Raw genomic sequence first — 22,167 nt, forward strand, 5'->3', positions numbered from 1 at the left:
GGGCGACTATAGCGGATGGTCCGGGCGGGAAAAGGGTGCGAAGGCGGCAGCTTGCGCACCGCGGACGCCGGGCGCGAGCATCGCGAAGTGGTCGGCCCCCTCGGCATGGACCAGCGTCACGGGAAGCCCCGCCGCCCGCAGGCCGCGCGCGAAGGCGGCGGTGGTGTCCAGCATCGCGCGCCGCGCGAGATGGGCACGGCGCTCGGGCGCGGTGCTGGGCGGCGGATGCTGTTCATGGCAGCCGGCGGTGATCGTCACCTCTGGCCGTGCCGCCCCCGGCGTCTGCAGCGCCGTGCCGCCCGCCGCGAGCCGGCGCAGCAGCTGGCGGTCGCTGAACCACAGCGACGGGCTCGCCGCCCAGATCCGCGCGAAGCTGCCCGGCGCCGCCAGCAGCGTGTCGCAGGCGAAAAGCCCGCCGTAGGAGAACCCGAACAGCACCGTCGCGCCCGGATCGAGCGGCCAGCGCGCGGCGACCAGCGGCCGCAGGACCTGCAGCAGGAACTGGCGGAATCGCGCGGCGCCGCCGTGCACCGGGCCCGAGCGCGGCGCGCCGGTCTCGGCGTCGGGCGGCGGGGTGAAGGCCTCGGACCGGCGCGGGGTGTCGAAGCGCTCGCCCGAGGGGAAGGCGATCGCCACGACAAGGCCCGCGCCCGGCGCGGTCAGCGGGAAGGTCGCGTCGCCGTCGAGCAGCCACAGCGACGGCCAGCCGGCCGCGGGCGCAGGGCCCTGCGGCGGCCGGATCCTGACGACCACGCCCTGCCCCGCTGCGCGCGCGGCAAGCGTCAGCCGCAGCTCGCCCGGCGCGGGCAGGGACCAGACGGGATCGGGATCGGGATCGGGATCGGACAGCATGGGCGGGCTCGCGCGGATGCGGCGCTGGGAAGGCGACCGATGCGCCATGCCTGGCTGTTCAGAAGAAGGAGAGTGGTGCGGTCGAGAAGACTCGAACTTCCACGGGGGTTAGCCCACAGCGACCTCAACGCTGCGCGTCTACCAATTCCGCCACGACCGCACTCTGTTTTGCGAGGCGCCAGCCCCGCTGAGGTGTGGGCCTTCTAGCCGAGGAAAACGGGGTACTCAAGAGGGAATTTTCACCCCGTCGATCGGCCTGCAAGGCCCAGCGGCGGCGCCCGTCGCGCGGGGCCGCCGCCGGCCCGCCCCCTCAGTTCCCGAAGGTCGTCAGCGGCAGCGGCGCGGCCTCGGGCAGCGTCCCGGCGCCCCCTGCCCCCCCCGTGATGCCGTCCGTGGCGCCGACCGCCATCGCCGGCACCGCGGCGCCTGCGGGCGCGGCGCCGAGGGCCGGCGGCGCGACGAAGGACTGCTGCGCCGGCGCGCCGAAGCTGGGCAGCGCGGCCGGAACGGGGGCCGCCATCGGATCGGCGCGCCCGCCCGCCCGGTAGGCGGCACTGCGCACGAGCGCGGTCCGCTCGGGCTGGCCCGGCGCGAAGACCGGCGTCACCCCCATGCCAAGCGCGTCGAAGGCCGTGTCATACCACGACAGCGCCAGGTCGGGCCGCTGCGAGGTGCCGAATCCCTGCGACAGGTGATGGCCGATCAGCTCGGCATAGGGCGCCTCGCCCAGCGAGGCGAGCAGCAGGCCCGAGCTGATCGCCACCGCCATGTCGTCGGTGCGGTAGCCGACCGAGAGGCAGATCTTCGCGGTCGAGATCAGCTGCTGCGGGGTCATGCCGCTGCTGGCGGCGAAGCCCTGCACCTCGGACATCACCACGTTGGCCGGCTGCATCGCCACCGCCGCGACCTGCGCCGCCATCGCCGGCGCGAAGCCCTGGCACTGCTGCGCGATCTGCGCGGGCGTGAAGCCCTGGATCCGGCCCGCCATCTCCTCGCCCTGCGCGATCGCGTAGGTCCGCGCGAGGCAGAACTGCTCGGCCAGCGCCTGATTCGGATCGCTCAGGCTGGCGGCGGTGACGAAGCCGCCGTTGGTCGAGGTCATCAGGCTGACCTTGTTGCACTGCGAGGCCAGCGAGGCCTGCGCGATGTCGCCCCCCATGAACGACGGCAGGCCGGCGGCCGGCGCGGCCCCGGGCACCACGGGCAGCGCGGCCATCACCGCGGGCGCGGCCTGCGAGGGCATCGCCGGGGCCGGCATCGCGGGGGCGGGCATCGCCTGGGCGGGCATCACCGGCATCGCGGGCTGGGCGGCGATCCCCATCTGCTCGTCGCGCCAGGCGACCAGCAGGCCGCGCATCCCCATCGGCTGGCCGGCCGCCAGCTGCATCGTCTGCGGCGAGGCGACGCCGCGGTGGTACGACCCGACCAGCAGCGTGCGCTGGTATTCGGTCAGCTCGCCGGTCGGCGGATAGCCCAGCACCGCCTGCATCTCCGAGATGCCGCTGCGGGTGCGCGGGCCGAAGGCGCCGTCGGGCGTGCCGACCGGGAAGCCGAAGTAGTTCAGCGCCGTCTGCACCTCGCGGTTCTGCTCGCGCTGGGCGGCGCGCGCGGCGGAACTGGCGGCGTTGCGGCGGTACTGCTGCTGGGCGACCGCTTCGCGCTGGCGGGCCTTGTTGTTCTCGTTGACGATGGCACCGCCAAGGATGCCGCCCACGATCAGGCCAAGCGCTGCATCCTTGCCATCGGCCGCGACGCGGCCCGCGGGGGCAAGGACCAGGGAACCTGCCAGGCAGGCCGTTGCAATTCGCTTCACGATCATCGATCTACTCCGAAATAGAACTGGCACTTCTGAAATTGCGGTCAGGCTATCACGACCGCGCGAGGAAATCCGCTTTTTCACCCGGGCCCGCCCCCACACGCGCGCGCCCGGGCTCAGCCGCAGCGAACGGAGCGCGCGATGGTCGAATGGATCCACAGCCAGGCCCCGGTGCCCTACCCCGTGGCGCTGAAGGCGATGGAGGAGCGGGTGGCCGCGATCGCGGCAGGCGAGGCCGGCGAGGCGATCTGGCTGCTCGAGCATCCGCCGCTCTACACCGCCGGCACCTCGGCCGATCCCGCCGATCTGGTCGCCCCCGACCGCTTCCCGGTGTTCGAGGCCGGCCGCGGCGGGCAGTACACCTATCACGGCCCCGGCCAGCGCGTGGCCTACGTGATGCTCGACCTCAACAAGCGCGGGCGCGACGTGCGCTGCTTCGTCTCGCGGCTCGAGGACTGGGTGATCGAGACGCTGGCCGAGTTCAACATCCGCGGCGAGAAGCGCGACGGCCGCGTCGGGGTCTGGGTCAGCCGCCCCGACAAGCCGCCGCTCTTCGACGGCTCCGCGCGCGAGGACAAGATCGCCGCGATCGGCGTGAAGCTGCGCCGCTGGGTCAGCTTCCACGGCATCTCGATCAACGTCGAGCCCGACCTGTCGCATTTCGACGGCATCGTCCCCTGCGGCATCCGCGGCCACGGGGTCACCAGCCTCGTCGATCTCGGGCTGCCGGTGACGCTCGACGATCTCGACGCGGTGCTGCAGGCGAAGTTCGACGAGGTGTTCGGCCGCGCGCCCGGCGCCGCGCGGGCCTGCGCCGCCGGTTGACCGCGCGCCCGGCGGCCGCGATCCTCCTACGACCAATGGAGGACGCGACGGCGGCGCCGCGGGGCGGCATTCTGGCGGACGGGACGCGCGCCCGCGACAGCGTGCCGCTTAGGCGCACCTGCCGGCAGGGCCTAGCAAGGGCGCCGCGACGGCGCGCGAGGAATGCCAAGGAGGATACCCATGCTGACCAAACTGATCGCCACGACCGGGGCGCTCGTCGTCCTGGCCGGTGCCGCGTCCGCGCAGGACGCCGCGAAAGGCGAGAGCGAGTTCAAGAAGTGCCGCGCCTGCCACGCGATCACCTCGGCCGACGGCACCGACATCGTGAAGGGCGGCAAGACCGGCCCGAACCTGTTCGGCGTGATCGGCCGCCCCGCCGCCGCGGAAGAGGGCTTCTCCTATTCCGACGCGCTCAAGGAGCTGGGCGAGGCCGGCGAGGTCTGGACCGAGGAGGATCTCGCGGCCTATGTCACCGACCCCAACAAGTTCGTGCAGGAGAAGACCGGCGACAAGGGCGCGAAGACCAAGATGACCTTCAAGCTCAACAAGGCGCAGGCCGACGTCGCGGCCTACCTGGCCAGCGTCGGGCAGTGAGGCCCGCGACCGGCGACGGCGGCCGGCCACCGGCGCCGTCACCGGTTTTTGCGCGACGTCAGCCACGCCGCGATTGCCCGCAAGCGCCATTCGGCTTATGACTTTTTCGTGTGCGGCGCAGGAGGCCCGGAGGCGTCGCGAGGGATTGGGAGAGATCTATGGCCGACGCAGCCGTTCATGGCCACGCAGAGCATGATCCGCGCGGGTTCTTCACCCGCTGGTTCATGTCGACGAACCACAAGGACATCGGTGTCCTGTACCTGTTCACCGCCGGCGCGGTCGGCCTGCTGTCGGTGCTGTTCACCGTCTACATGCGCATGGAGCTGATGCATCCGGGCGTGCAGTTCATGTGCCTCGAAGGCGCGCGTCTGTTCCCCAGTGCCGAGGCCTGCACCCCGAACGGCCACCTGTGGAACGTGATGATCACGTATCACGGCGTGCTGATGATGTTCTTCGTCGTCATCCCGGCGCTGTTCGGCGGCTTTGGCAACTACTTCATGCCGCTGCAGATCGGCGCGCCGGACATGGCCTTCCCGCGGCTGAACAACCTCAGCTACTGGCTCTACGTCACCGGCGTCTGCCTGGGCGTCGCCTCGATGCTGGCGCCGGGCGGCGACAGCCAGGCGGGCGCGGGCGTGGGCTGGGTGCTCTATCCGCCGCTCTCGACGCAGAACGCCGACACCTCGTCGATGGATCTCGCGATCTTCGCGGTCCACGTCTCGGGCGCCTCGTCGATCCTGGGCGCGATCAACATGATCACCACCTTCCTGAACATGCGCGCGCCGGGCATGACCCTGCACAAGGTGCCGCTCTTCGGCTGGTCGATCTTCGTCACCTCGTGGCTGATCCTGCTGTCGCTGCCGGTGCTCGCCGGCGCGATCACCATGCTGCTGATGGACCGCAACTTCGGCACCGCCTTCTTCGATCCGGCCGGCGGCGGCGATCCGATCCTCTACCAGCACATCCTGTGGTTCTTCGGCCACCCCGAGGTCTACATCATCATCCTGCCGGGCTTCGGCATCATCAGCCACGTGATCGCGACCTTCTCGCGCAAGCCGATCTTCGGCTACCTGCCGATGGTCTACGCGATGGTGGCGATCGGGGTGCTGGGCTTCGTCGTCTGGGCGCACCACATGTACACCGTGGGCATGTCGCTCACGCAGCAGAGCTACTTCATGCTGGCCACCATGGTCATCGCGGTGCCGACCGGCGTGAAGGTCTTCAGCTGGATCGCGACGATGTGGGGCGGCTCGATCGAGTTCAAGACGCCGATGCTCTGGGCCTTCGGCTTCCTGTTCCTGTTCACCGTCGGCGGCGTGACCGGCGTGGTCCTGTCGCAGGCGCCGGTCGACCGGGTCTATCACGACACCTACTATGTCGTGGCGCACTTCCACTACGTGATGAGCCTTGGTGCGGTCTTCGGGATCTTCGCCGGCGTCTACTACTGGATCGGCAAGATGTCGGGCCGGCAGTACCCGGAATGGGCGGGCAAGCTGCACTTCTGGATGATGTTCATCGGTGCGAACCTGACCTTCTTCCCGCAGCACTTCCTGGGCCGCCAGGGCATGCCGCGGCGCTACATCGACTATCCGGAAGCCTATGCGACCTGGAACTTCGTGTCGTCGATGGGGGCCTTCCTCAGCTTCGCGTCCTTCGTCTTCTTCATCGGCATCGTGTTCTACACGCTGACCCGCGGCGCCCGGGTGACCGAGGCGAACTACTGGAACGAATACGCCGACACGCTGGAATGGACCCTGCCCTCGCCGCCGCCCGAGCACACGTTCGAGCAGCTGCCCAAGCGCGAGGACTGGGACCGGACCCACGCGCACTGAGGCGCCGGCCCCGGCCCGCCCTGGACCCCGCCCCGGACCCCGGCCGCCGCGCGCGCCCCGCGCGACGGTCCGCCACCGAAAACGACGCGGCCCCGGGCATCCCGCCCGGGGCCGCTGTCGTCTGGCGCAGGCCCGATCCGGCCGGGCCGGACCTGAACCCGCCCGATCGCCGGGTCCGCGCTTGCGGGCCGCCGGCGCGGCCCGGGCGGCGGTCAGCCGCCGGCAAGCTCGATTTCGCCCGCGGGCCCCGGCGTCACGGGTCCGCGCACCTGGTACTTCCCGCCCGCGTCGCCGCGCGGACCGAAGCCACCCATGCCCTCGGCGCCGGGCGCCATCGACCGGTCGTACCGGCCCGCGCTGCCCGAGCGCGTGACCATCGCGGCATCGGCCTGCTCGATCGGGGCGATGGTGCGATAGCGGCCAAGGTTCGCCGAAGCCGCGGCATCGGTCGTCCCGACGACCGGCGGCACCAGCGACTCGGCCAGCGCCGCCCCGCCGGCGACGGCAAGCGCGATCGTCAGCACGGCGGCGGCGGGCGGTACGAGCACCCGGTATGGTTGTTTCATGGCGTGAACTCCCCACAGACTGAACGGAAACGGAAATGGTACCGCCGGCCCGGGACCCCCCTCGAACCCGGCGGCCTTTCGACTATCCGATCCCGCGGGCGCTGCCGCGACGCCGAAACTTGGAAGCCACTGGAAGTTGTATCCTCTTCCATTTTCCGGCAGCAATCTTCTGCTATTCTGGTCGGGCGCCACGTGGCGACTAATGGAATGAGTCTAAGCTGTTACTGAAATGTCCTTCGCCCGAAAACTCAGCCTGACGGCAGCGGTCCTCGCCTGTGGAACCCGCAAAGAGCTTTGCGCGCGGTTCCGAAGCGTCAATCCCGCGACGGAGTTCGAGCTCGAGCGCAGTTTCAAATGGCTGCAGGGCCGCGCCCAGCCGCGCTCCCTGCAGGTCTACGAGGATTGGGCCAGGCTCGTCGGCTCCGCGCGCTCGGGCGCGTGGTTCGCCGGCTGCTCGACCGAGGCCTTCCTGACCGAGCTGTGCATGCTCTATTCCGCCGATGCCGCCGATCTCGAACTGCGGGCCCAGGCCTTCGCCGGCGATGCCTGGCTGGGCTCGGACCGGACCGAGGAGACCGGCGACCATCTCTGCGGCACCTATGTCGCCTATTCCTGGGCCTGGTCGCCGTCGCAGCGCGACCGGCTGGTCCGCGGCCTGTTCACCATCGAGGAGGGCAAGCGCCACAAGCTGGTCGCGCGCTATGCCGAGGCGCTGCCCGACGGGCTGCTGAGCTGCGAGGGCGAGGCCTTCCGCGACGGCTCGGTGCTGCATACCTCTGTCGTCGCCTCCGGCCGGCAGCAGCACGAGCGGCTGTTCTTCTCGCTCCTGGCGCCGGGGCGGCCGGCGCGCGTGTTGATCGGGCAGATGCAGGGGGTGATCATCTCGGGTCCCGAGCCGCGCCCCTCGAGCGGGCGGGTGCTGATGCTGCGCATCCCCCAGACCGAATCGCTGCCGGGCGCGTGCTACCTGCGCGCCGCGCGCGGCGATCTCGCACAGGACCTGGCGGGGTTCGACCTGCCGCCGATCCGGCCCGAGACGCTGGCCGCAACGGTGCTTGGCTTCCTCAACCGCGACAGCCTCTACCCCGTCGACCAGGTCACCTTCGCCGAGCTGACGGCGCTGACGATCATGCTCGACAGCGCGCGCGAGCCGCCGGGCTGAGGTGCGATCTGACGTGCGGGAGCGCTTGATGCGCGGCGCGGGACGGGGCTAGCTGGGCGCCTGCCCCGCTCCGAAGACGAGGCGCCGCCGATGCCCTACGAATGGATGCCCGCCCCCGCGGCGGCCGAGGCCGAGCTGCACCTGTGGCCCTACCGCTCGCTGCCGCGGCGCGGCTTCGTCGGGTTCATCGCCGCGACGGCGCTGCTGCTGGCGGTGCCGCTGATGGCGGTGCTGGGCACGCCGGTGCTCTGGGCGCTGCTGCCGTTCCTGCTGGCCGCGATCGGAGCGGTCTGGTGGGCGCTCGCGCGCAGCTACCGCGACGGCGAGGTGCTCGAGATCCTGCGGCTGACCCGCGACGAGGTCACGCTCAGCCACCGCCCGGCCCGCGGCCCGGCGCGGCACTGGGCCGCCAATCCCTACTGGGTCGAGATCCGGCACTACGACGCCGGCGGGCCGGTTCCGTTCTACCTGACCCTGCGCGGTGCCGGCCGCGAGGTCGAGATCGGCGCCTTCCTGAGCGAGGACGAGCGCGCGCGGCTGAAGCCCGAGCTTGCCCGCGCCTTCGCCGCCGTCACCGCGCCGGGCTGAGCCCCGGAAGAACCCAAAAGAAGCCCCCCGCGCGGCCGGGTCGCCTCAGGCTTGCGAGCGCCGCCCGGTCAGGCCCTGGCGTGGCGTCGCCGCGGCCATCCCGCGGGCCGCGCCGCGCCTGGCCGACAGCACGGCGCAGGCACCGCTGCCGGGCCTTGGATCGCGCGCCCGAACCGGGCGCGGATGTCTGGTGTGGGGAACCGGGTCGGGCGGGCACCCATAGCAGGCTGCGCAGGGAACGCCGGGCGCGCCCGCGCGGTTCGTCGCTCAGCCGAGCCGCGCCTTCAAGAGCCCGCCGACCGCGCCGAAATCCATCTGCCCGGCATAGCGCGCCTTCAGTGCGCCCATGACCTTGCCCATGTCGCGCAGCGACGCGGCCCCGGTCTCGGCCACCGCGCCGTCGATCGCCGCGGCGATCTCGTCGCCGGTCAGCTGCCGCGGCAGGTATTCCTCGATCACCTTGATCTCGGCCAGTTCCTTCTCGGCCAGCTCCAGCCGGCCGCCCTCTTCGTAGGCGCGGGCGCTTTCCTGGCGCTGCTTGACCATCTTGGCCAGGATCGCCAGCACCTCTGCGTCGCCGACCCCGCCCTCGCCGCCGCCCTCGCCGCGCGCCGCGATCTCGCGGTCCTTGATCGCGGCATTGATCAGCCGAAGCGTCGACAGACGGTCGGCGTCCTTGGCCTTCATCGCCTCCTTCAGGGCAGAGGCGATGCGGTCTTTCATGGTCATGGGGAGGTCCGTGAGACGTTGCAAAGGCGGCCAATATAGCGGTTTCCGCGGCTTCTGCCAATGCGCGCCCGGGCCGTGACCAGCGCCCGGCCAGCGCCCCGCCGGGGCCCGACGGCGGCGGGCCGAACCCGCCTTGACCGCGCCGCGCGCCTTACATAGGTTGCCGCGAATTTGACCGCCCCGTGGAGTCGCGCCATGACCAGCCAACCGCAGCCGAAACCCACAGCCTGCATCGCCCTCGCCGATGGCACGCTGTTCTACGGCACCGGCTTCGGCGCCGTGGGCGAGACGGTGGCCGAACTGGTCTTCAACACCGCGATGACCGGCTACCAGGAGATCATGACTGATCCCTCCTACGCGGGCCAGGTCGTGACCTTCACCTTCCCCCATGTCGGCAACGTCGGCACCAACCCCGAGGATGACGAGACCGGCGATCCCGTGGCCGCCGGCATGGTGGTCAAGTGGGACCCGACCGAGCCGTCGAACTGGCGCGCCGCCGGGCACCTTGTGCCCTGGCTGGAAAAGCGCGGCCGGATCGGCGTCGGTGGCATCGACACCCGCCGCCTGACCCGCGCCATCCGCCAGCAGGGCGCGCCGCATGTCGCCCTCGCCCATGATCCCGAGGGCAATTTCGACATCGACGCGCTGGTGAAGAAGGCCCGCGCCTGGTCCGGCCTCGTCGGGCTCGACCTTGCCAAGGACGTGACCTGCGCGCAGAGCTACCGCTGGAACGAGATGCGCTGGGCCTGGCCCGAGGGCTTCTCCGAGCGCACCGGCGACGGCATGAAGGTGGTGGCGATCGACTACGGCGCCAAGCGCAACATCCTGCGCTGCCTCGCCTCGGCCGGCTGCGACGTGACGGTGCTGCCCGCGACCGCCACCGCGGAAGAGGTGCTGGCGCTGAACCCCGAGGGCGTGTTCCTGTCGAACGGCCCCGGCGACCCGGCCGCGACCGGCACCTATGCCGTGCCGATGATCCAGGGCGTGCTCGCGCGCGACGTGCCGGTCTTCGGCATCTGCCTTGGCCACCAGATGCTGGCGCTGGCGCTTGGCGCCAAGACCATCAAGATGAACCACGGCCACCACGGCGCGAACCACCCGGTCAAGGACCTGACCACCGGCAAGGTCGAAATCACCTCGATGAACCACGGCTTCACCGTCGACAGCCAGTCGCTGCCGGTGGGCGTGAGCGAGACCCACGTGTCGCTCTTCGACGGCTCGAACTGCGGCATCGCCGTCGACGGCAAGCCGGTGTTCTCGGTGCAGTACCACCCCGAGGCCAGCCCCGGCCCGCAGGACAGCTACTACCTGTTCGAGCGCTTCGCCGAGGCGATGAAGGCCCGCCGCGCCGCCTGATCCTGCGCGGCCTGATCCTGCGCCGGCCGACGTGCGGGGCGTTGCGCCCGGACGGGTGTCACCGTCGGTAAGCTTAACGGCGTTTTAACCCTCGCGGGCGAGCCTCCGGGCATCACCTGCGAGGAGCTGCCCCCGTGCCCGAACCAGATGTGGTCAGGCTGCCCGTCCGACGGGCAGGCCCTGGCATCGCGCGTCCGCACCGGACCCTGTCCCGACCGCCGCTTGGCCAAGTGCTGCTTGAACGCGGCGCGGTCGAGCCGCAGAACCTGATGCGGGCCGTGGCGCTCGGCGCGCGGCTGGACCTGCCGCTGGCCGAGATCCTGCTGGCCCACGCCTGGGTCGACGAGGGCGCGCTGCTCGCCGCCCAGGCGCAGCAGTGGCGGGTCGAGGCGCTCAATCTCGCCGCCCGCCCGCCCGATCCGCGGCTTCTCGACATCGCCGGCACCCGCGACTGCCTGCGCCACGGGGTGATCCCCTGGCGCCGGGTCGGCGGGCGGGTGGTGCTGGTGACCGCGCATCCCGACGGCTTCGCCGCCGCGGCCCAGACGCTGCAGGCCCGGCTCGGGCCCTGCCTGATGGCGCTGGCGACCGACCGCCAGATCCGCGCGGCGCTGCTGTCGCTGCGCCAGACCCGGCTTGCGCGGCGCGCGGAATGGCAGGTGCCGGCCGAGATGTCGGCGCGCACGCTCTCGCCGCTGCGCAACGCCCGCGTCGCGATCGCGGTCACCACGACGCTGGCGCTCGGCTTCCTGCTGGCGCCGCGGGCGGTGTTCCTGGGGCTGTTCGCGCTGGCGCTGGGGCTTCTGGTCGCCTCGCAGCTGCTCAAGCTCTCGGCGCTCGCCGCCACCTGCTTCCGCCGCAACCTGCCGGCAGACCGCGACGCGCAGGTCGGCCGGCTGCCGGTGGTCTCGGTCATGGTGCCGATGTTCCACGAGCCCGAGGTCGCCAGCAAGCTCTTGCCCCGGATCGCGCGGCTCGACTACCCGCGCGAGCTTCTGGACGTCCTGCTGGTGATCGAGGAGGACGACGCGGTGACGCGCCAGGCGATCGAGGCGGCGGGCCTGCCGGGCTGGATCCGGCCGATCGTGGTGCCGCGCGGGCCGATCCGCACCAAGCCGCGGGCGATGAACTTCGCGCTGAACTTCTGCCGCGGCTCGATCGTCGGCGTCTACGACGCCGAGGACGCGCCCGCCCCCGACCACATCCACCGCATCGTGCGCCGCTTCGCCGAACTGCCCGAGACGACGGTCTGCCTGCAGGGCGTGCTCGATTTCTACAACCCGCGCACCAACTGGATCGCCCGCGCCTTCACCATGGAATACGCGGCCTGGTTCCGGGTGCTGCTGCCCGGGCTCGCGCGCATGGGGATGGTGGTGCCGCTCGGGGGCACGACGCTCTATTTCCGCCGCGCCGCGCTCGAGGAGCTGGGCGGCTGGGACGCGCACAACGTGACCGAGGATGCCGACCTCGGGCTGCGGCTGCACCGGCGCGGGCTGCGCACCGAGCTGATCGGCATCGTCACGCTCGAGGAGGCGAACGCGCGGGTGATTCCCTGGATCAAGCAGCGCTCGCGCTGGCAGAAGGGATTTCTCGTGACCTGGTCGGTGCACATGCGCGCGCCGCTGCGGCTCTGGCGCGAGATCGGGGCCCTGCCGTTCCTCGGCATCCAGGTGCTGCTGCTGGGATCGGTGCTGCAGGCGCTGCTGGCACCGGTGCTCTGGAGCTTCTGGCTGCTGTCGCTCGCCCTGCCCCACCCGGTGACCGCGAGCCTGCCGCCGGGCGCGATCCATGCCGCGGTCGCGCTGTTCATCGGCGCCGAGGTGGTGACGATGCTGGCCGCGGCCTGGGCCACGCGCGGCCGGGCGCACCGCCATCTCTGGCGCTGGCTGCCGGTGCTGCATGTCTACAACATGCTTGCCACCTTCTCGGCCTGGAAGGCGCTGCACGAGATCATCGCAAGGCCGTTCTACTGGGACAAGACCCAGCACGGCGTCTTCGACCAGGCGCTGGTCGACATCGCCGCCGGGCGCGCGCCCGGGCTCGACACCGCGCCCGAGGCGCTGGCGGGCCTGCCCGACGCGCTGATGGCCGACCTGGCCGAGGCCGAGCGCGAGGATCGACGGGTGCATCCGCTGCGCCCGTCCTGAGCCGCTGGCGGCGCCGGGATCAGCCGCGGATCTCGCCCGCGTCCAGCTTCAGCCGGGTCTCGAAGGCCTTGCTGATATGGGTGCGCAGCGCGGCCTGGGCGGCATCGGGGTCGCGCCGCGCGATCGCCTCGACGATGGCGCCGTGTTCGGCCAGCGTCGCCTCGCTGCGGCCCTCGGCCGCCAGCGAGGTCGTGGCCAACAGCGCCATCGAGCGGTGCACGAGGTCGAGCTGCTGCACCAGGTAGCGGTTGTGCGACGCAAGGTGGATCAGCCGGTGAAAGCGGCGGTTCGCGCGGCTCAGCGCGTTCGGATCGCCCGCCAGCAGCCGGTCGGCCGCGACCATGTCGTTCAGCACCCGGCACTCCTCCTCGGTCGCGTGCAGCGCCGCGAGCCGCGCCGCCAGCCCCTCCAGCTCGGCGCGCACCACGTAAAGCTCGGCCAGCTGGTTGTGGTCGAGCGAGGCCACGACCAGGCTGCGGCCGTCGCGCGCCGCCATCGACTGCGTCTCGAGCCGCTGCAGCGCCTCGCGGATCGGGGTGCGCGAGACGCCGAAGCGTTCGGCAAGCTCGCTTTCCACAAGACGGTCGCCGGGGCGGTAGATGCCCTGGTCGATGGCGTCGAGGATCAGGCTGTAGGCGTCTTTCTGCATCGGCTTCGGCGGTCCGGTTCGGGCTGCGGGATCAGGCGCGCACCCTAGGCCCGCCGGGCCCCGCTCGGCAAGCGCGCATCTCGGCGCAGGCGCTGCGCGGCCGGCTTGCGCGCGCCCGCGCCCCGGCCTAGCGTCGCGCCATGGCCACGCTCCCCCTCCCCGCCCCGATCGCCGGCTTCGACGGCGTCACCGACTGGGTCTTCGACCTCGACAACACGCTCTATCCGCCCTCGGCGCGGCTCTTCGACCAGATCGAGGTCCGGATGACCGCCTGGGTGATGTCGAGCCTCGGCGTCGGGCGCGACGAGGCCGACGGGCTGCGCCGGCGCTACTGGCAGCTGCACGGCACCACCCTCGCCGGGCTGATGCGCGAACACGGGATCGACCCGGTGCCCTATCTCGACGACGTGCACGACATCTCGCTGGCCCAGCTCGCGCCCGCCCCCGACCTCGCCGCGGCGATCGCGCGGCTGCCGGGGCGGCGCATCGTCTACACCAACGGCTCGCGCCCCTATGCCGAGCGGGTGCTGGCCGCGCGCGGGCTCGACGGGCTGTTCGACGGCATCTACGGCGTCGAGCACGCGGGCTTCCGCCCCAAGCCCGAGCGCGCCGCCTTCGAGACGGTGTTCGCGCTGGCCGGGATCACGCCCGCGCGCGGCGCGATGTTCGAGGACGACCTGCGCAACCTCGCCGCGCCGCATGCGATGGGCATGCGCACGGTGCACGTGGCCGAGACCGCCGCCCCCGCGCCGCACATCCACCACCACACCGACGACCTCGCGGGCTTCCTTGCCCGGATCGCGCTCTGACACCCCTTCAAACCGCCCCGCCGCGGCGCTACCTAGGGACCAGACCCGGAGGCGCGCGATGACCGAGACCACCGACATCCTGATTTCCGGCGGCGGCATCGCCGGGCTGATCGCCGCGGCGGCCTTCGGTGCGGCGGGCTTCGCGACGCTGGTCGTCGACCCGGCCCCGCCCGCCAGCTCGGATGCCGATCCCGACGCCGACCTGCGCTCGACCGCCTTCCTGCAGCCCTCGGTGCGGCTTCTGGACGAGATCGGCCTCTGGCCGCGCCTCGCGCCGCATGCGACGCCGCTGCAGGTGATGCGCATCGTCGACGCGGGCGGCCCCGCGCCCGAGCCGCGCGCGATCCGCGACTTCGACGCGGCCGAGATCTCGGACCAGCCCTTCGGCTGGAACCTCCCCAACTGGCTGCTGCGGCGCGAGATCGCGGCCCATCTCGAGACGCTGACCGGCACCCGCTTCCGCCCCGGCTGCGGTCTTGCGGGTCTTCTCGCGCGCGAGACCGAGGCGCGGGCGCGGCTCAGCGACGGCACCACGGTCTCGGCCCGGCTCCTCGTCGGCGCCGACGGCCGCGACAGCGCGGTGCGCACCGCGCTCGGGATCGGGGCCCGCACCTGCCGCTACGGCCAGAAGGCGCTGGTCTTCGCCGTCACCCACCCGATCCCGCACGGCAACGTCTCGACCGAGATCCACCGCTCGGGCGGCCCCTTCACCCTCGTGCCGCTGCCCGACCGCGACGGCCTGCCCTGCTCGGCCGTGGTCTGGATGGAGACCGGCCCCGAGGCGATGCGCCTCGCGGCCCTGCCCGCCCCCGCCTTCGAGGCCGAGCTCGCCCGGCGCAGCTGCGGCCTCCTCGGGCCCCTGACGCTCATCACCCGCCGCCCGGTCTGGCCGATCATCGCCCGCCACGCCGACCGCCTGACCGGCCCGCGCAGCGCGCTGGTGGCCGAGGCCGCCCATGTCGTGCCGCCGATCGGCGCGCAGGGCCTGAACATGAGCCTTGCCGACATCCGCACCCTGCGCGACCTCGCCGTCGCCGATCCCGACGCGCTGGGCAGCGCCGGGATGCTGGCCGCCTATGCCCGCGCCCGCGCGCCCGAGATCCGCGCCCGCCTCGCCGGGATCGACCTTCTCAACCGCGCCTCGATGCTGGCGCCGCAGCCGCTGCGCGACCTGCGCGCCGCCGGCCTCTCGGCGATCCACGGCATCGCGCCGCTGCGCCGGCTGGCGATGAAGGCGGGCCTCGGCATCGGCTGACCGCACCCGCCGACCGCTGCAGCCCACCGACTCAGCCGACCGCCTCAGCCGACCGACTCAGCCGATCGGCCCCGGCCGGCGCTCCTCGCTCAGCAGCACGTTGGCCTCGACATTGCCGACGCCCGGCAGGGTCATGATCCGCCGCCGCAGCACCCGCTCGAAATCGGCGATGTCGCGCGCCACCACCCGCAGGCGGTAGTCGAACAGCCCCAGCACGTGCTGCACCAGCTGCACCTCCGGGATCGCCGTCACCGCCCGCTCGAAATCCTCGAGGCTGACGCGCCCCTTGGTCTGCAGCTTCACGCCCAGGAACACCGTCACCCCGAAGCCCAGCGCCTCGCGGTCCAGCACCACCCGCCGCCCGGCGATCACCCCCGCCTCCTCCAGCCGCCGCACCCGGCGCCAGCAGGCGGGCTGGCTCAGCCCCAGCCGCCGCCCCAGCGCCCCGGCACTGACCGTCGCATCCGCCACCAGCGCCCGCAGGATCTGCCGGTCCATGTCATCCAGATCGATCATTCGACTTTGTCCAAATATCCCCGGGGAGGTCCGGAGGGGCCGGCAGCCCCTCCGGCGCCCGCCACCCGCGCCCCCGCCCGGGCGCCGTCACACTGGGCCGTCACACCGGCAGGGTTTCCGAATGCTTCACCGTCGCCACCAGCATCAGCGCCTCGATGTCGGCGATGTGCGGCAGCGTCAGGATCCGCGCGCGATAGATCTCCTGATAATGGCGCATGTCGCGCGCGATCACGGTCAGCCGCAGGTCGACCCGGCCCAGGAAGGTCTCGATCCCGATCACCTCCGGCACCCGGCGCGCGGCCTCGGTGAACTCGTCGAAGGCGCGCGGCTCGGTCTTGTCGAGGATGAAGCGCAGGCTGACCTCGACCTCGTATCCCAGCGCCCGCCAGTCCACGACCGCCTCCTGCCCCTTCAGGATCCCCGCCTCGGCCAGCCGCTCCAGCCGGCGCCAGCAGGTGGCCGTGGTCACCCCCGCGCGCGCGGCAAGCTCCGCCGTCGGCAGCCCCGGCTCGGCCATCAGCTGGCGCAGCAGCCGCCGGTCGGTATCGTCAACCTGAATGGACATCTCGCACAACCCGCATCCGGCGAATGATCTTTCCGCAGATGCGCGAAATTCCCACCGCTTTGCAAGAAGCCAATCCCGCCTTCGCCTATGATGCACGCATCCAGAGGGAAAAGGAGACCCCGATGCGCGTCTATTACGATCGCGATTGCGACATCAACCTGATCAAGGACAAGAAGGTCGCGATCCTCGGCTACGGTTCGCAGGGCCACGCCCATGCGCTGAACCTGCGCGATTCGGGCGCGAAGAACATCGTCGTCGCCCTGCGCGAAGGCAGCCCCTCGGCCAAGAAGGCCGAAGGCGAGGGCCTCAAGGTCATGGGCATCGCCGAGGCCGCGGCCTGGTGCGACGTGATCATGTTCACCATGCCCGACGAGCTGCAGGCCGAGACCTACAAGAAATACGTGCATGACAACCTGCGCGAAGGCTCGGCGATCGCCTTCGCCCACGGCCTGAACGTGCATTTCGGCCTGATCGAGCCGAAGCCGGGCGTCGACGTGATCATGATGGCGCCGAAGGGCCCGGGCCACACCGTGCGCGGCGAATACGTCAAGGGCGGCGGCGTGCCCTGCCTGGTCGCGGTCCACAACGACGCGACCGGCAAGGCCATGGAAATCGGCCTGAGCTACTGCTCGGCCATCGGCGGCGGCCGCTCGGGCATCATCGAGACCAACTTCCGCCAGGAATGCGAGACCGACCTGTTCGGCGAGCAGGCCGTGCTCTGCGGCGGCCTGGTCGAGCTGATCCGCATGGGCTTCGAAACCCTGGTCGAAGCCGGCTACGAACCCGAGATGGCCTATTTCGAGTGCCTGCACGAGGTGAAGCTGATCGTGGACCTGATCTACGAAGGCGGCATCGCGAACATGAACTACTCGATCTCGAACACCGCCGAATACGGCGAATACGTCTCGGGCCCGCGGATCCTGCCCTACGACGAGACCAAGGCCCGGATGAAGGCGGTTCTGACCGACATCCAGAACGGCAAGTTCGTGCGTGACTTCATGCAGGAAAACGCCGTCGGCCAGCCCTCGTTCAAGGCGACCCGCCGCATCAACGACGAACACCAGATCGAGCAGGTCGGCGAGAAGCTGCGCGCGATGATGCCGTGGATCTCGAAAGGCAAGATGGTCGACAAGGCCCGCAACTGAGCCTGCCGGCCAGATGACACCGGACCGCGCATCCCCGGGATGCGCGGTCTTTTCCTGCCCGCTCAGCGCCCCAGCATCCGGATCAGGCTGACGCCTGCGTCGGTCGCGTCCCAGACCCGCGCCAGATAGTGCTCGCCGGCCGCGAACCGGCCCGAGCCCGCGTCCCGCGCCTCGGCCTCGAGCGCGTCGATCAGCCGGTGCAGGCGCCGCTGGTGGATACCCAGGCGCAGCTGCACCGGGTCGGCCACCAGCCCCGCGAAGCTTGCGCACAGCGACAGCACCAGCATCATCGCCGCCGCCACCCCCAGCGTCAGCCCCGTCGAGGGCGCAGCCGGAAAGGCGCCGTACCACAGCGCGCCGATGCCACCCCCCAGCGGGAAGGCCGCGATCGCCGCGCCCTGCGCCACGCTGAGCGCGAAGGCCGGCGCCAGGCTCAGCACGCCCGGCGTCACCGTCTTGAACAGCGCCGCCCCCGCCCCCAGCGGCACCAGCGAGGTCGTGAACTCGGCCACCGCCCCGCGCGTGTCGCCATAGGCGCCCAGGTGCAGCGCATCCGCGGCGATCGGCGGGCCCAGCAGCTCGTCGCGCACCAGCCGCTCGATCGCGCGGGCGGTGTCGGTGCGCAGGATCAGCGGCCGCGCCGCGATCCGGCGCGCAAGACCCCGCGCCCGCGCCGCGTAAAGCGCCATCGCCAGCAGCCGCAGCAGCAGGTTCACCGGCGCAAGCGCGGTGTTGGCCGGCGCGCGCAGCAGGTCCCAACCCAGCGCCGCCCGGTGCAGCCGCAGCGTGCCCCGCACCGAGAAATGCCGCCGCGCAAAGCCGGACACGCGGGCGCGCGCCGCATCGAAGGCGGCGGCGGGCATGTCGGCCGGGGGCGGCGGGGGCATGGTCATCGGCTGAAGATGGCGCCGGACGGGGCCCGCGCAAGGGGCGCCGTCGGCCAGCGGCCGCCGACGGCCCGCGGGCGGGCGGAACCGGACCGCGCCGTCGCGACTTGTTGCCACAACCATCCGGACAAACGGCCGTCCCGCCGACGCGGCGTTCCGCCGGCACCGGCCGCCCCCCGCGGCCCGGCGCCCGGCCCCGTCGCCGCGTTCCGGAGCCCCTCATCCGCGCGGGAGGATCCCATGCGCCTCAACATACTGGACGGCTTCCGGGGATTTTTCCTCGTCTTCATGATGGTGGCGCATGCCAACGCCTATCTCGATGCGCCGCTCGGCCACATCAACCACCACTATTTCGGCTGGGTCGAGGATGCGCAGGGCTTCGTCTTCATCTCGGGCCTCGTGGTCGGGCTGGTCTATGCCAAGCGGCTGGTGCGCAAGGGCGCCGGCGCGATGCGGGCGGGGATCTTCGCGCGGGTGCGCACGATCTACAGCTACCATGCCGGCCTGATCCTGCTGTTCCTTGCCGCCGCGCTCCTGCTGCCGCTCGCGGGGGTCGAGGCGCAGATCCTGCGCCAGCCCGCCGAAGAGCCGCTGGTCTTCACCCTCGCCCAGGCGCTGCTGCTGACCGGCACGCTGCACATGGGCATTCTGCCGATGTACATCATCTTCATGCTGGCGACGCCCGCGGTGCTGGTGATGTTCTCGCGCGGCCAGGGCGTCGTCGTGCTGGCGGCCTCGATCTGCCTGTGGCTGGTCGCGCAGACCGGCTGGCCCGACCTCGCCCAGCTTCCGGTCGAAGGCGCGCTGTCGGCGGCCGGGCACGGGATCAACCTCGGGATCTACTTCAACGTCTTCGCCTGGCAGGCGCTGTTCGTGGGCGGGCTCTGGCTCGGCTGGCTGATGGCCGAGGGGCGGCTCGATCTCGACCGGCTGAAGCGGCCCGAGATGCGGGCGGTGTTCTGGATCGCGCTCGCGGCCTTCCTCGTCCTCGGCACCCTCGACGTGATGGCCTGGAGCGGCGCGGGCGACGAGGGCTGGCGACGGATGATCTTCGCCAACATCGACCGCGGCAACCTCGCGCCGATCTACGTGGTGGCCTTCGCGGTCAACCTCTACCTCGTGACCTGGCTGGTCGTCGCAGGGCCGACCAGCGGCAACCGGGGCCTGGCCTGGGCGGGCGAGGCGTTCCGCTGGCTTTTCACCCGCGAGGCGCTGGTGATGCTGGGCCGCCACTCGCTGCAGATCTTCGCGGCGCACGTGGTGCTGGTCTACCTGCTGTCGATCGCGATGGCGGAGCGGACGCTGGCGCCGATGGCGGCCAATGGCGCACTGCTGGCGATGCTGGTGCCGCTGTGGCTGGTCGCCTTGGGCCGCGAATGGCTGCAGGGCGGCGCGCCGGTCGCGGCAAAGCCGGTGCCGGTCGCCGTCGCCGCCGCGCGGCGCAAGTGACGCTTGCCTGAATCGAACATCGGGCGGCCATCGCGGCCGCCCGTCTCGCGTCAGGCTGCCGCTTTTTCGACCGCGGCGACGATCTCGTCGACGACCTCGCCCAAAAGGCCCGCATCCTCGCATTCCGCCATGACCCGGATCAGCGGCTCGGTCCCCGACTTGCGGATCAGAAGCCGCCCCTGCCCCGCCAGCCGCGCCTCCGAGGCCCGGATGATCGCCTGCACCGCCTCGGCCTCCAGCGGGGCCTGGCCGGCGGCATAGCGCACGTTCTTGAGAAGCTGCGGCACCGTCTCGAACTGGCGCACCAGCTCCGACGCCGGGCGCCCGGTCTCGGCCATCGCGGCCAGGAACTGCAGGCCGGCGATCAGCCCGTCGCCGGTGGTGGCATAGTCGGTCATCACGATGTGGCCCGACTGCTCGCCGCCAAGGTTCATCCCCTTCTCGCGCATCCGCTCGACCACGTAGCGGTCGCCGACCGCCGTGCGCTCCAGCCGCAGGCCGCGACCGTCGAGGTAGCGCTCTAGCCCGAGGTTCGACATCACCGTCGCCACCAGCGCGCCGCCCCGCAGCCGCCCCTCCTCGGCCCAGCGGCCGGCGATCAGCGCCATGATCTGGTCGCCGTCGGCCACCGCCCCGGTCTCGTCGAGGATCATCACCCGGTCGGCATCGCCGTCGAGCGAGATGCCGACATCGGCGCCATGCGCGACCACGGCCTTCGCCGCGGCCTCGGGATGGGTCGACCCCACGCCCGCGTTGATGTTGCGCCCGTCCGGCGCGGTGCCGATGGCGATCACCTCGGCGCCCAGCTCCCACAGCACCTCGGGCGCGGCGCGATAGGCGGCGCCGTTGGCGCAGTCGACCACGATCTTCAGGCCCCGCAGCGTGTCGCCGCGCGGGAAGGTGGTCTTGGCATATTCGACATAGCGGCCAAGCCCGGTGTCGATACGCTTGGCACGCCCGATGTTGTGCGGCTGCGCCAGCCGGATCTCGCCTTCCAGCATCGCCTCGATCTCGGCCTCGGCCTCGTCCGACAGCTTGAAGCCGTCGGGGCCGAAGAACTTGATCCCGTTGTCGTCGGCCGGGTTGTGGCTGGCCGAGATCATGATCCCCAGGTCCGCCCGCATCGAGCGGGTGAGGAACCCGACCGCCGGCGTCGGCACCGGCCCCAGCAGCAGCACGTTCATCCCCGTCGAGGTCAGCCCGGCGGTCAGCGCGGTCTCCAGCATGTAGCCCGACAGCCGGGTGTCCTTGCCGATCACCGCGCGATGCACGGTCGAGCCGTCGCGGCGGAACCAGCGGCCGGCGGCCGCGCCAAGGCGCAGCGCCATCTCGGCGGTCATCGGGTGGGAATTGGCGCGGCCCCTGACGCCATCGGTTCCGAACAGCTTGCGGCTCATGCCTGCTCCCCTCCTTGAAGTTCCTGCCACAGGCGCAGCGCCTGCGTCACCTCGGCCACGTCATGCACCCGGTGCATCTGCGCGCCCTGGCGCAGCCCCTCGATCGTGATCGCCACGGTGCCGGGCATCCGCCCCGCAGCCGTGCCGCCGTCGCCGCCGCCGATCCGGCCGATGAAGCGCTTGCGCGACACCCCCAGCAGCACCGGGCAGCCCAGGCCATGGAACAGCGACAGGCCGCGGATCAGCGCGATGTTGTGCGCCTCGGTCTTGCCAAAGCCGATGCCCGGATCGACCGAGATCCGCGCGGGGTGGATGCCCGCCATCTCGGCCCGCGCCACCCGCTCGGCCAGCGCGTCGTAGACGTCCAGCAGCACGTCGTCGTAGGCCGGGTTGTCCTGCATCGTCTCGGGGATGCCCTGCGCATGCATCAGGCAGACCGCGACGCCGCTGCGGGCCACGACCTCGGCCATCCGGGGATCGAAGTCGAAGCCCGAGACGTCGTTCACCAGGTCGGCCCCGGCCGCGATCGCGGCCTCGGCCACCGCGGCCTTGCGGGTGTCGATCGAGATCGGCCCCTCGTGCCCGGCGCGGCGCAGCGCGGCGATCACCGGGGCGGTGCGGGCGATCTCCTCGTCCACGGGCACCTCGGGGGCGCCGGGACGGGTGCTTTCGCCGCCGATGTCGAGAATGTGCTGGCCAGCCACGGTCAGTTCGCGGGCGCGGGCGATGGCGATGTCGGGATTGTCGAAGCGGCCGCCGTCGGAAAAGCTGTCGGGCGTGGTGTTCAGGATGCCCATGATCCGCGGCCGGTCCATCGCCATCCCGGCATGGGCCGCGCGCGGCAGGGTCAGCGCCTGCAGCGCGCTTTGCGGCAGGTCGCCGACCGGGATCACCCGCGGCGCGATGCCGCGTTCCAGAACCTCGACATGGTCGAACCACGACCAGCCCCCGGCCAGGCGGCGGGCGGTCAGGGTCATCGGCAGGCCGGTCTGGCACAGCGGGCGATAGTAGCGCATCATCCGCCCCAT

General features: G+C 71.7%; 20 protein-coding genes, 1 tRNA gene and 1 pseudogene. 11 read left to right on the forward strand and 11 right to left on the reverse strand.

What is annotated here, in order from left to right:
- Positions 1 to 6: 6 nt before the first annotated feature.
- From V8J39_RS07900 to V8J39_RS07910, 3 genes are all read right to left on the reverse strand, one after another.
- The gene (locus V8J39_RS07900; RefSeq protein WP_336460350.1) at positions 7 to 852 is read right to left on the reverse strand and encodes an alpha/beta hydrolase; all 846 of its coding nucleotides are present in this window, start codon (positions 850 to 852) and stop codon (positions 7 to 9) included.
- Between the two features lie 73 nt (positions 853 to 925).
- Positions 926 to 1,012: transfer RNA gene (locus V8J39_RS07905), tRNA-Leu, on the reverse strand.
- Between the two features lie 150 nt (positions 1,013 to 1,162).
- A complete protein-coding gene (locus V8J39_RS07910; RefSeq protein ID WP_336460351.1) occupies positions 1,163 to 2,671 on the reverse strand; it encodes a peptidoglycan-binding domain-containing protein in 1,509 nt (502 codons plus the stop codon).
- Positions 2,672 to 2,788: 117 nt separating this feature from the next.
- Here V8J39_RS07910 and lipB point away from each other — a divergent pair.
- The 3 genes and pseudogenes from lipB to ctaD all read left to right on the forward strand — a co-directional run.
- Positions 2,789 to 3,493, forward strand: a pseudogene (gene lipB, locus V8J39_RS07915) (lipoyl(octanoyl) transferase LipB); the annotation flags it as partial.
- 180 nt (positions 3,494 to 3,673) lie between these two features.
- Entirely contained in the window at positions 3,674 to 4,087 is a 414-nt protein-coding gene (locus tag V8J39_RS07920; protein WP_336460352.1) for a c-type cytochrome, read from the forward strand.
- A gap of 158 nt (positions 4,088 to 4,245) precedes the next feature.
- Positions 4,246 to 5,919, forward strand: coding sequence for a cytochrome c oxidase subunit I (gene ctaD / locus V8J39_RS07925; protein WP_336460353.1), 1,674 nt, complete (start codon positions 4,246 to 4,248; stop codon positions 5,917 to 5,919).
- Between the two features lie 212 nt (positions 5,920 to 6,131).
- Here the strand turns inward: ctaD and V8J39_RS07930 are convergent, their stop codons facing one another.
- Positions 6,132 to 6,485, reverse strand: coding sequence for a hypothetical protein (locus V8J39_RS07930; RefSeq protein ID WP_336460354.1), 354 nt, complete (start codon positions 6,483 to 6,485; stop codon positions 6,132 to 6,134).
- A gap of 229 nt (positions 6,486 to 6,714) precedes the next feature.
- Between V8J39_RS07930 and V8J39_RS07935 the strand changes: the two genes are divergently transcribed.
- Both V8J39_RS07935 and V8J39_RS07940 read left to right on the forward strand, forming a co-directional pair.
- Positions 6,715 to 7,647 carry a hypothetical protein gene (locus V8J39_RS07935; RefSeq protein ID WP_336460355.1) on the forward strand — a complete coding sequence of 311 codons (933 nt, stop codon included), beginning with the start codon at positions 6,715 to 6,717 and terminating at the stop codon, positions 7,645 to 7,647.
- A 90-nt stretch (positions 7,648 to 7,737) separates the two neighbouring features.
- Positions 7,738 to 8,235 (forward strand): DUF2244 domain-containing protein, encoded by a 498-nt coding sequence (locus tag V8J39_RS07940; protein ID WP_336460356.1) that lies wholly within the window; start codon positions 7,738 to 7,740, stop codon positions 8,233 to 8,235.
- 267 nt (positions 8,236 to 8,502) lie between these two features.
- Here V8J39_RS07940 and V8J39_RS07945 read toward each other — a convergent pair whose 3' ends face one another.
- Positions 8,503 to 8,964 carry a GatB/YqeY domain-containing protein gene (locus tag V8J39_RS07945; RefSeq protein ID WP_336460357.1) on the reverse strand — a complete coding sequence of 154 codons (462 nt, stop codon included), beginning with the start codon at positions 8,962 to 8,964 and terminating at the stop codon, positions 8,503 to 8,505.
- Between the two features lie 195 nt (positions 8,965 to 9,159).
- Here V8J39_RS07945 and carA point away from each other — a divergent pair, with 195 nt between their 5' ends.
- Entirely contained in the window at positions 9,160 to 10,320 is a 1,161-nt protein-coding gene (carA, locus tag V8J39_RS07950) for a glutamine-hydrolyzing carbamoyl-phosphate synthase small subunit (protein ID WP_336460358.1), read from the forward strand.
- Between the two features lie 230 nt (positions 10,321 to 10,550).
- Positions 10,551 to 12,467 (forward strand): glycosyltransferase, encoded by a 1,917-nt coding sequence (locus tag V8J39_RS07955; RefSeq protein ID WP_336460359.1) that lies wholly within the window; start codon positions 10,551 to 10,553, stop codon positions 12,465 to 12,467.
- A 19-nt stretch (positions 12,468 to 12,486) separates the two neighbouring features.
- Here V8J39_RS07955 and V8J39_RS07960 read toward each other — a convergent pair whose 3' ends face one another.
- Positions 12,487 to 13,116 (reverse strand): GntR family transcriptional regulator, encoded by a 630-nt coding sequence (locus V8J39_RS07960; protein ID WP_336460360.1) that lies wholly within the window; start codon positions 13,114 to 13,116, stop codon positions 12,487 to 12,489.
- Between the two features lie 140 nt (positions 13,117 to 13,256).
- Between V8J39_RS07960 and V8J39_RS07965 the strand changes: the two genes are divergently transcribed.
- Both V8J39_RS07965 and V8J39_RS07970 read left to right on the forward strand, forming a co-directional pair.
- Positions 13,257 to 13,925: a pyrimidine 5'-nucleotidase gene (locus V8J39_RS07965; RefSeq protein ID WP_336460361.1), complete on the forward strand. Its 669-nt coding sequence runs from the start codon at positions 13,257 to 13,259 to the stop codon at positions 13,923 to 13,925.
- Positions 13,926 to 13,983: 58 nt separating this feature from the next.
- Positions 13,984 to 15,180, forward strand: a complete 1,197-nt coding sequence (locus tag V8J39_RS07970; RefSeq protein ID WP_336460362.1) for a UbiH/UbiF family hydroxylase — start codon at positions 13,984 to 13,986, stop codon at positions 15,178 to 15,180.
- A gap of 57 nt (positions 15,181 to 15,237) precedes the next feature.
- On the opposite strand, the gene V8J39_RS07975 is transcribed toward V8J39_RS07970, so the two are convergent.
- Positions 15,238 to 15,696 (reverse strand): Lrp/AsnC family transcriptional regulator, encoded by a 459-nt coding sequence (locus tag V8J39_RS07975; protein ID WP_336460363.1) that lies wholly within the window; start codon positions 15,694 to 15,696, stop codon positions 15,238 to 15,240.
- Positions 15,697 to 15,796: 100 nt separating this feature from the next.
- Entirely contained in the window at positions 15,797 to 16,261 is a 465-nt protein-coding gene (locus V8J39_RS07980; RefSeq protein ID WP_336460364.1) for an Lrp/AsnC family transcriptional regulator, read from the reverse strand.
- A gap of 122 nt (positions 16,262 to 16,383) precedes the next feature.
- Between V8J39_RS07980 and ilvC the strand changes: the two genes are divergently transcribed.
- On the forward strand, positions 16,384 to 17,406 hold the full coding sequence (ilvC, locus tag V8J39_RS07985; protein WP_336460365.1) for a ketol-acid reductoisomerase: 1,023 nt from the start codon (positions 16,384 to 16,386) through the stop codon (positions 17,404 to 17,406).
- Between the two features lie 62 nt (positions 17,407 to 17,468).
- On the opposite strand, the gene V8J39_RS07990 is transcribed toward ilvC, so the two are convergent.
- Entirely contained in the window at positions 17,469 to 18,299 is an 831-nt protein-coding gene (locus tag V8J39_RS07990; RefSeq protein ID WP_336460366.1) for a DUF6635 family protein, read from the reverse strand.
- A gap of 234 nt (positions 18,300 to 18,533) precedes the next feature.
- Between V8J39_RS07990 and V8J39_RS07995 the strand changes: the two genes are divergently transcribed.
- Positions 18,534 to 19,742, forward strand: a complete 1,209-nt coding sequence (locus V8J39_RS07995; protein WP_336460367.1) for an OpgC family protein — start codon at positions 18,534 to 18,536, stop codon at positions 19,740 to 19,742.
- Positions 19,743 to 19,792: 50 nt separating this feature from the next.
- Here the strand turns inward: V8J39_RS07995 and glmM are convergent, their stop codons facing one another.
- Entirely contained in the window at positions 19,793 to 21,139 is a 1,347-nt protein-coding gene (gene glmM, locus V8J39_RS08000; RefSeq protein ID WP_336460368.1) for a phosphoglucosamine mutase, read from the reverse strand.
- Positions 21,136 to 22,158: a dihydropteroate synthase gene (gene folP / locus V8J39_RS08005; RefSeq protein WP_336460369.1), complete on the reverse strand. Its 1,023-nt coding sequence runs from the start codon at positions 22,156 to 22,158 to the stop codon at positions 21,136 to 21,138. Before folP ends, glmM begins: the two co-directional genes overlap by 4 nt.
- Between the last annotated feature and the right edge of the window lie 9 nt (positions 22,159 to 22,167).

This window comes from Frigidibacter sp. MR17.24 (genome assembly GCF_037095655.1).
In the GTDB taxonomy this organism is placed as follows: domain Bacteria; phylum Pseudomonadota; class Alphaproteobacteria; order Rhodobacterales; family Rhodobacteraceae; genus Frigidibacter.

Bases quoted from the DNA above. Each gene is read 5' to 3' on its own strand.
- V8J39_RS07900 (WP_336460350.1), bottom strand. From the start codon at position 852: ATGCTGTCCGATCCCGATCCCGATCCCGATCCCGTCTGGTCCCTGCCC.
- V8J39_RS07910 (WP_336460351.1), bottom strand. From the start codon at position 2,671: ATGATCGTGAAGCGAATTGCAACGGCCTGCCTGGCAGGTTCCCTGGTC.
- V8J39_RS07920 (WP_336460352.1), top strand. From the start codon at position 3,674: ATGCTGACCAAACTGATCGCCACGACCGGGGCGCTCGTCGTCCTGGCC.
- ctaD (WP_336460353.1), top strand. From the start codon at position 4,246: ATGGCCGACGCAGCCGTTCATGGCCACGCAGAGCATGATCCGCGCGGG.
- V8J39_RS07930 (WP_336460354.1), bottom strand. From the start codon at position 6,485: ATGAAACAACCATACCGGGTGCTCGTACCGCCCGCCGCCGCCGTGCTG.
- V8J39_RS07935 (WP_336460355.1), top strand. From the start codon at position 6,715: ATGTCCTTCGCCCGAAAACTCAGCCTGACGGCAGCGGTCCTCGCCTGT.
- V8J39_RS07940 (WP_336460356.1), top strand. From the start codon at position 7,738: ATGCCCTACGAATGGATGCCCGCCCCCGCGGCGGCCGAGGCCGAGCTG.
- V8J39_RS07945 (WP_336460357.1), bottom strand. From the start codon at position 8,964: ATGACCATGAAAGACCGCATCGCCTCTGCCCTGAAGGAGGCGATGAAG.
- carA (WP_336460358.1), top strand. From the start codon at position 9,160: ATGACCAGCCAACCGCAGCCGAAACCCACAGCCTGCATCGCCCTCGCC.
- V8J39_RS07960 (WP_336460360.1), bottom strand. From the start codon at position 13,116: ATGCAGAAAGACGCCTACAGCCTGATCCTCGACGCCATCGACCAGGGC.
- V8J39_RS07965 (WP_336460361.1), top strand. From the start codon at position 13,257: ATGGCCACGCTCCCCCTCCCCGCCCCGATCGCCGGCTTCGACGGCGTC.
- V8J39_RS07970 (WP_336460362.1), top strand. From the start codon at position 13,984: ATGACCGAGACCACCGACATCCTGATTTCCGGCGGCGGCATCGCCGGG.
- V8J39_RS07975 (WP_336460363.1), bottom strand. From the start codon at position 15,696: ATGATCGATCTGGATGACATGGACCGGCAGATCCTGCGGGCGCTGGTG.
- V8J39_RS07980 (WP_336460364.1), bottom strand. From the start codon at position 16,261: ATGTCCATTCAGGTTGACGATACCGACCGGCGGCTGCTGCGCCAGCTG.
- ilvC (WP_336460365.1), top strand. From the start codon at position 16,384: ATGCGCGTCTATTACGATCGCGATTGCGACATCAACCTGATCAAGGAC.
- V8J39_RS07990 (WP_336460366.1), bottom strand. From the start codon at position 18,299: ATGACCATGCCCCCGCCGCCCCCGGCCGACATGCCCGCCGCCGCCTTC.
- V8J39_RS07995 (WP_336460367.1), top strand. From the start codon at position 18,534: ATGCGCCTCAACATACTGGACGGCTTCCGGGGATTTTTCCTCGTCTTC.
- glmM (WP_336460368.1), bottom strand. From the start codon at position 21,139: ATGAGCCGCAAGCTGTTCGGAACCGATGGCGTCAGGGGCCGCGCCAAT.
- folP (WP_336460369.1), bottom strand. From the start codon at position 22,158: ATGATGCGCTACTATCGCCCGCTGTGCCAGACCGGCCTGCCGATGACC.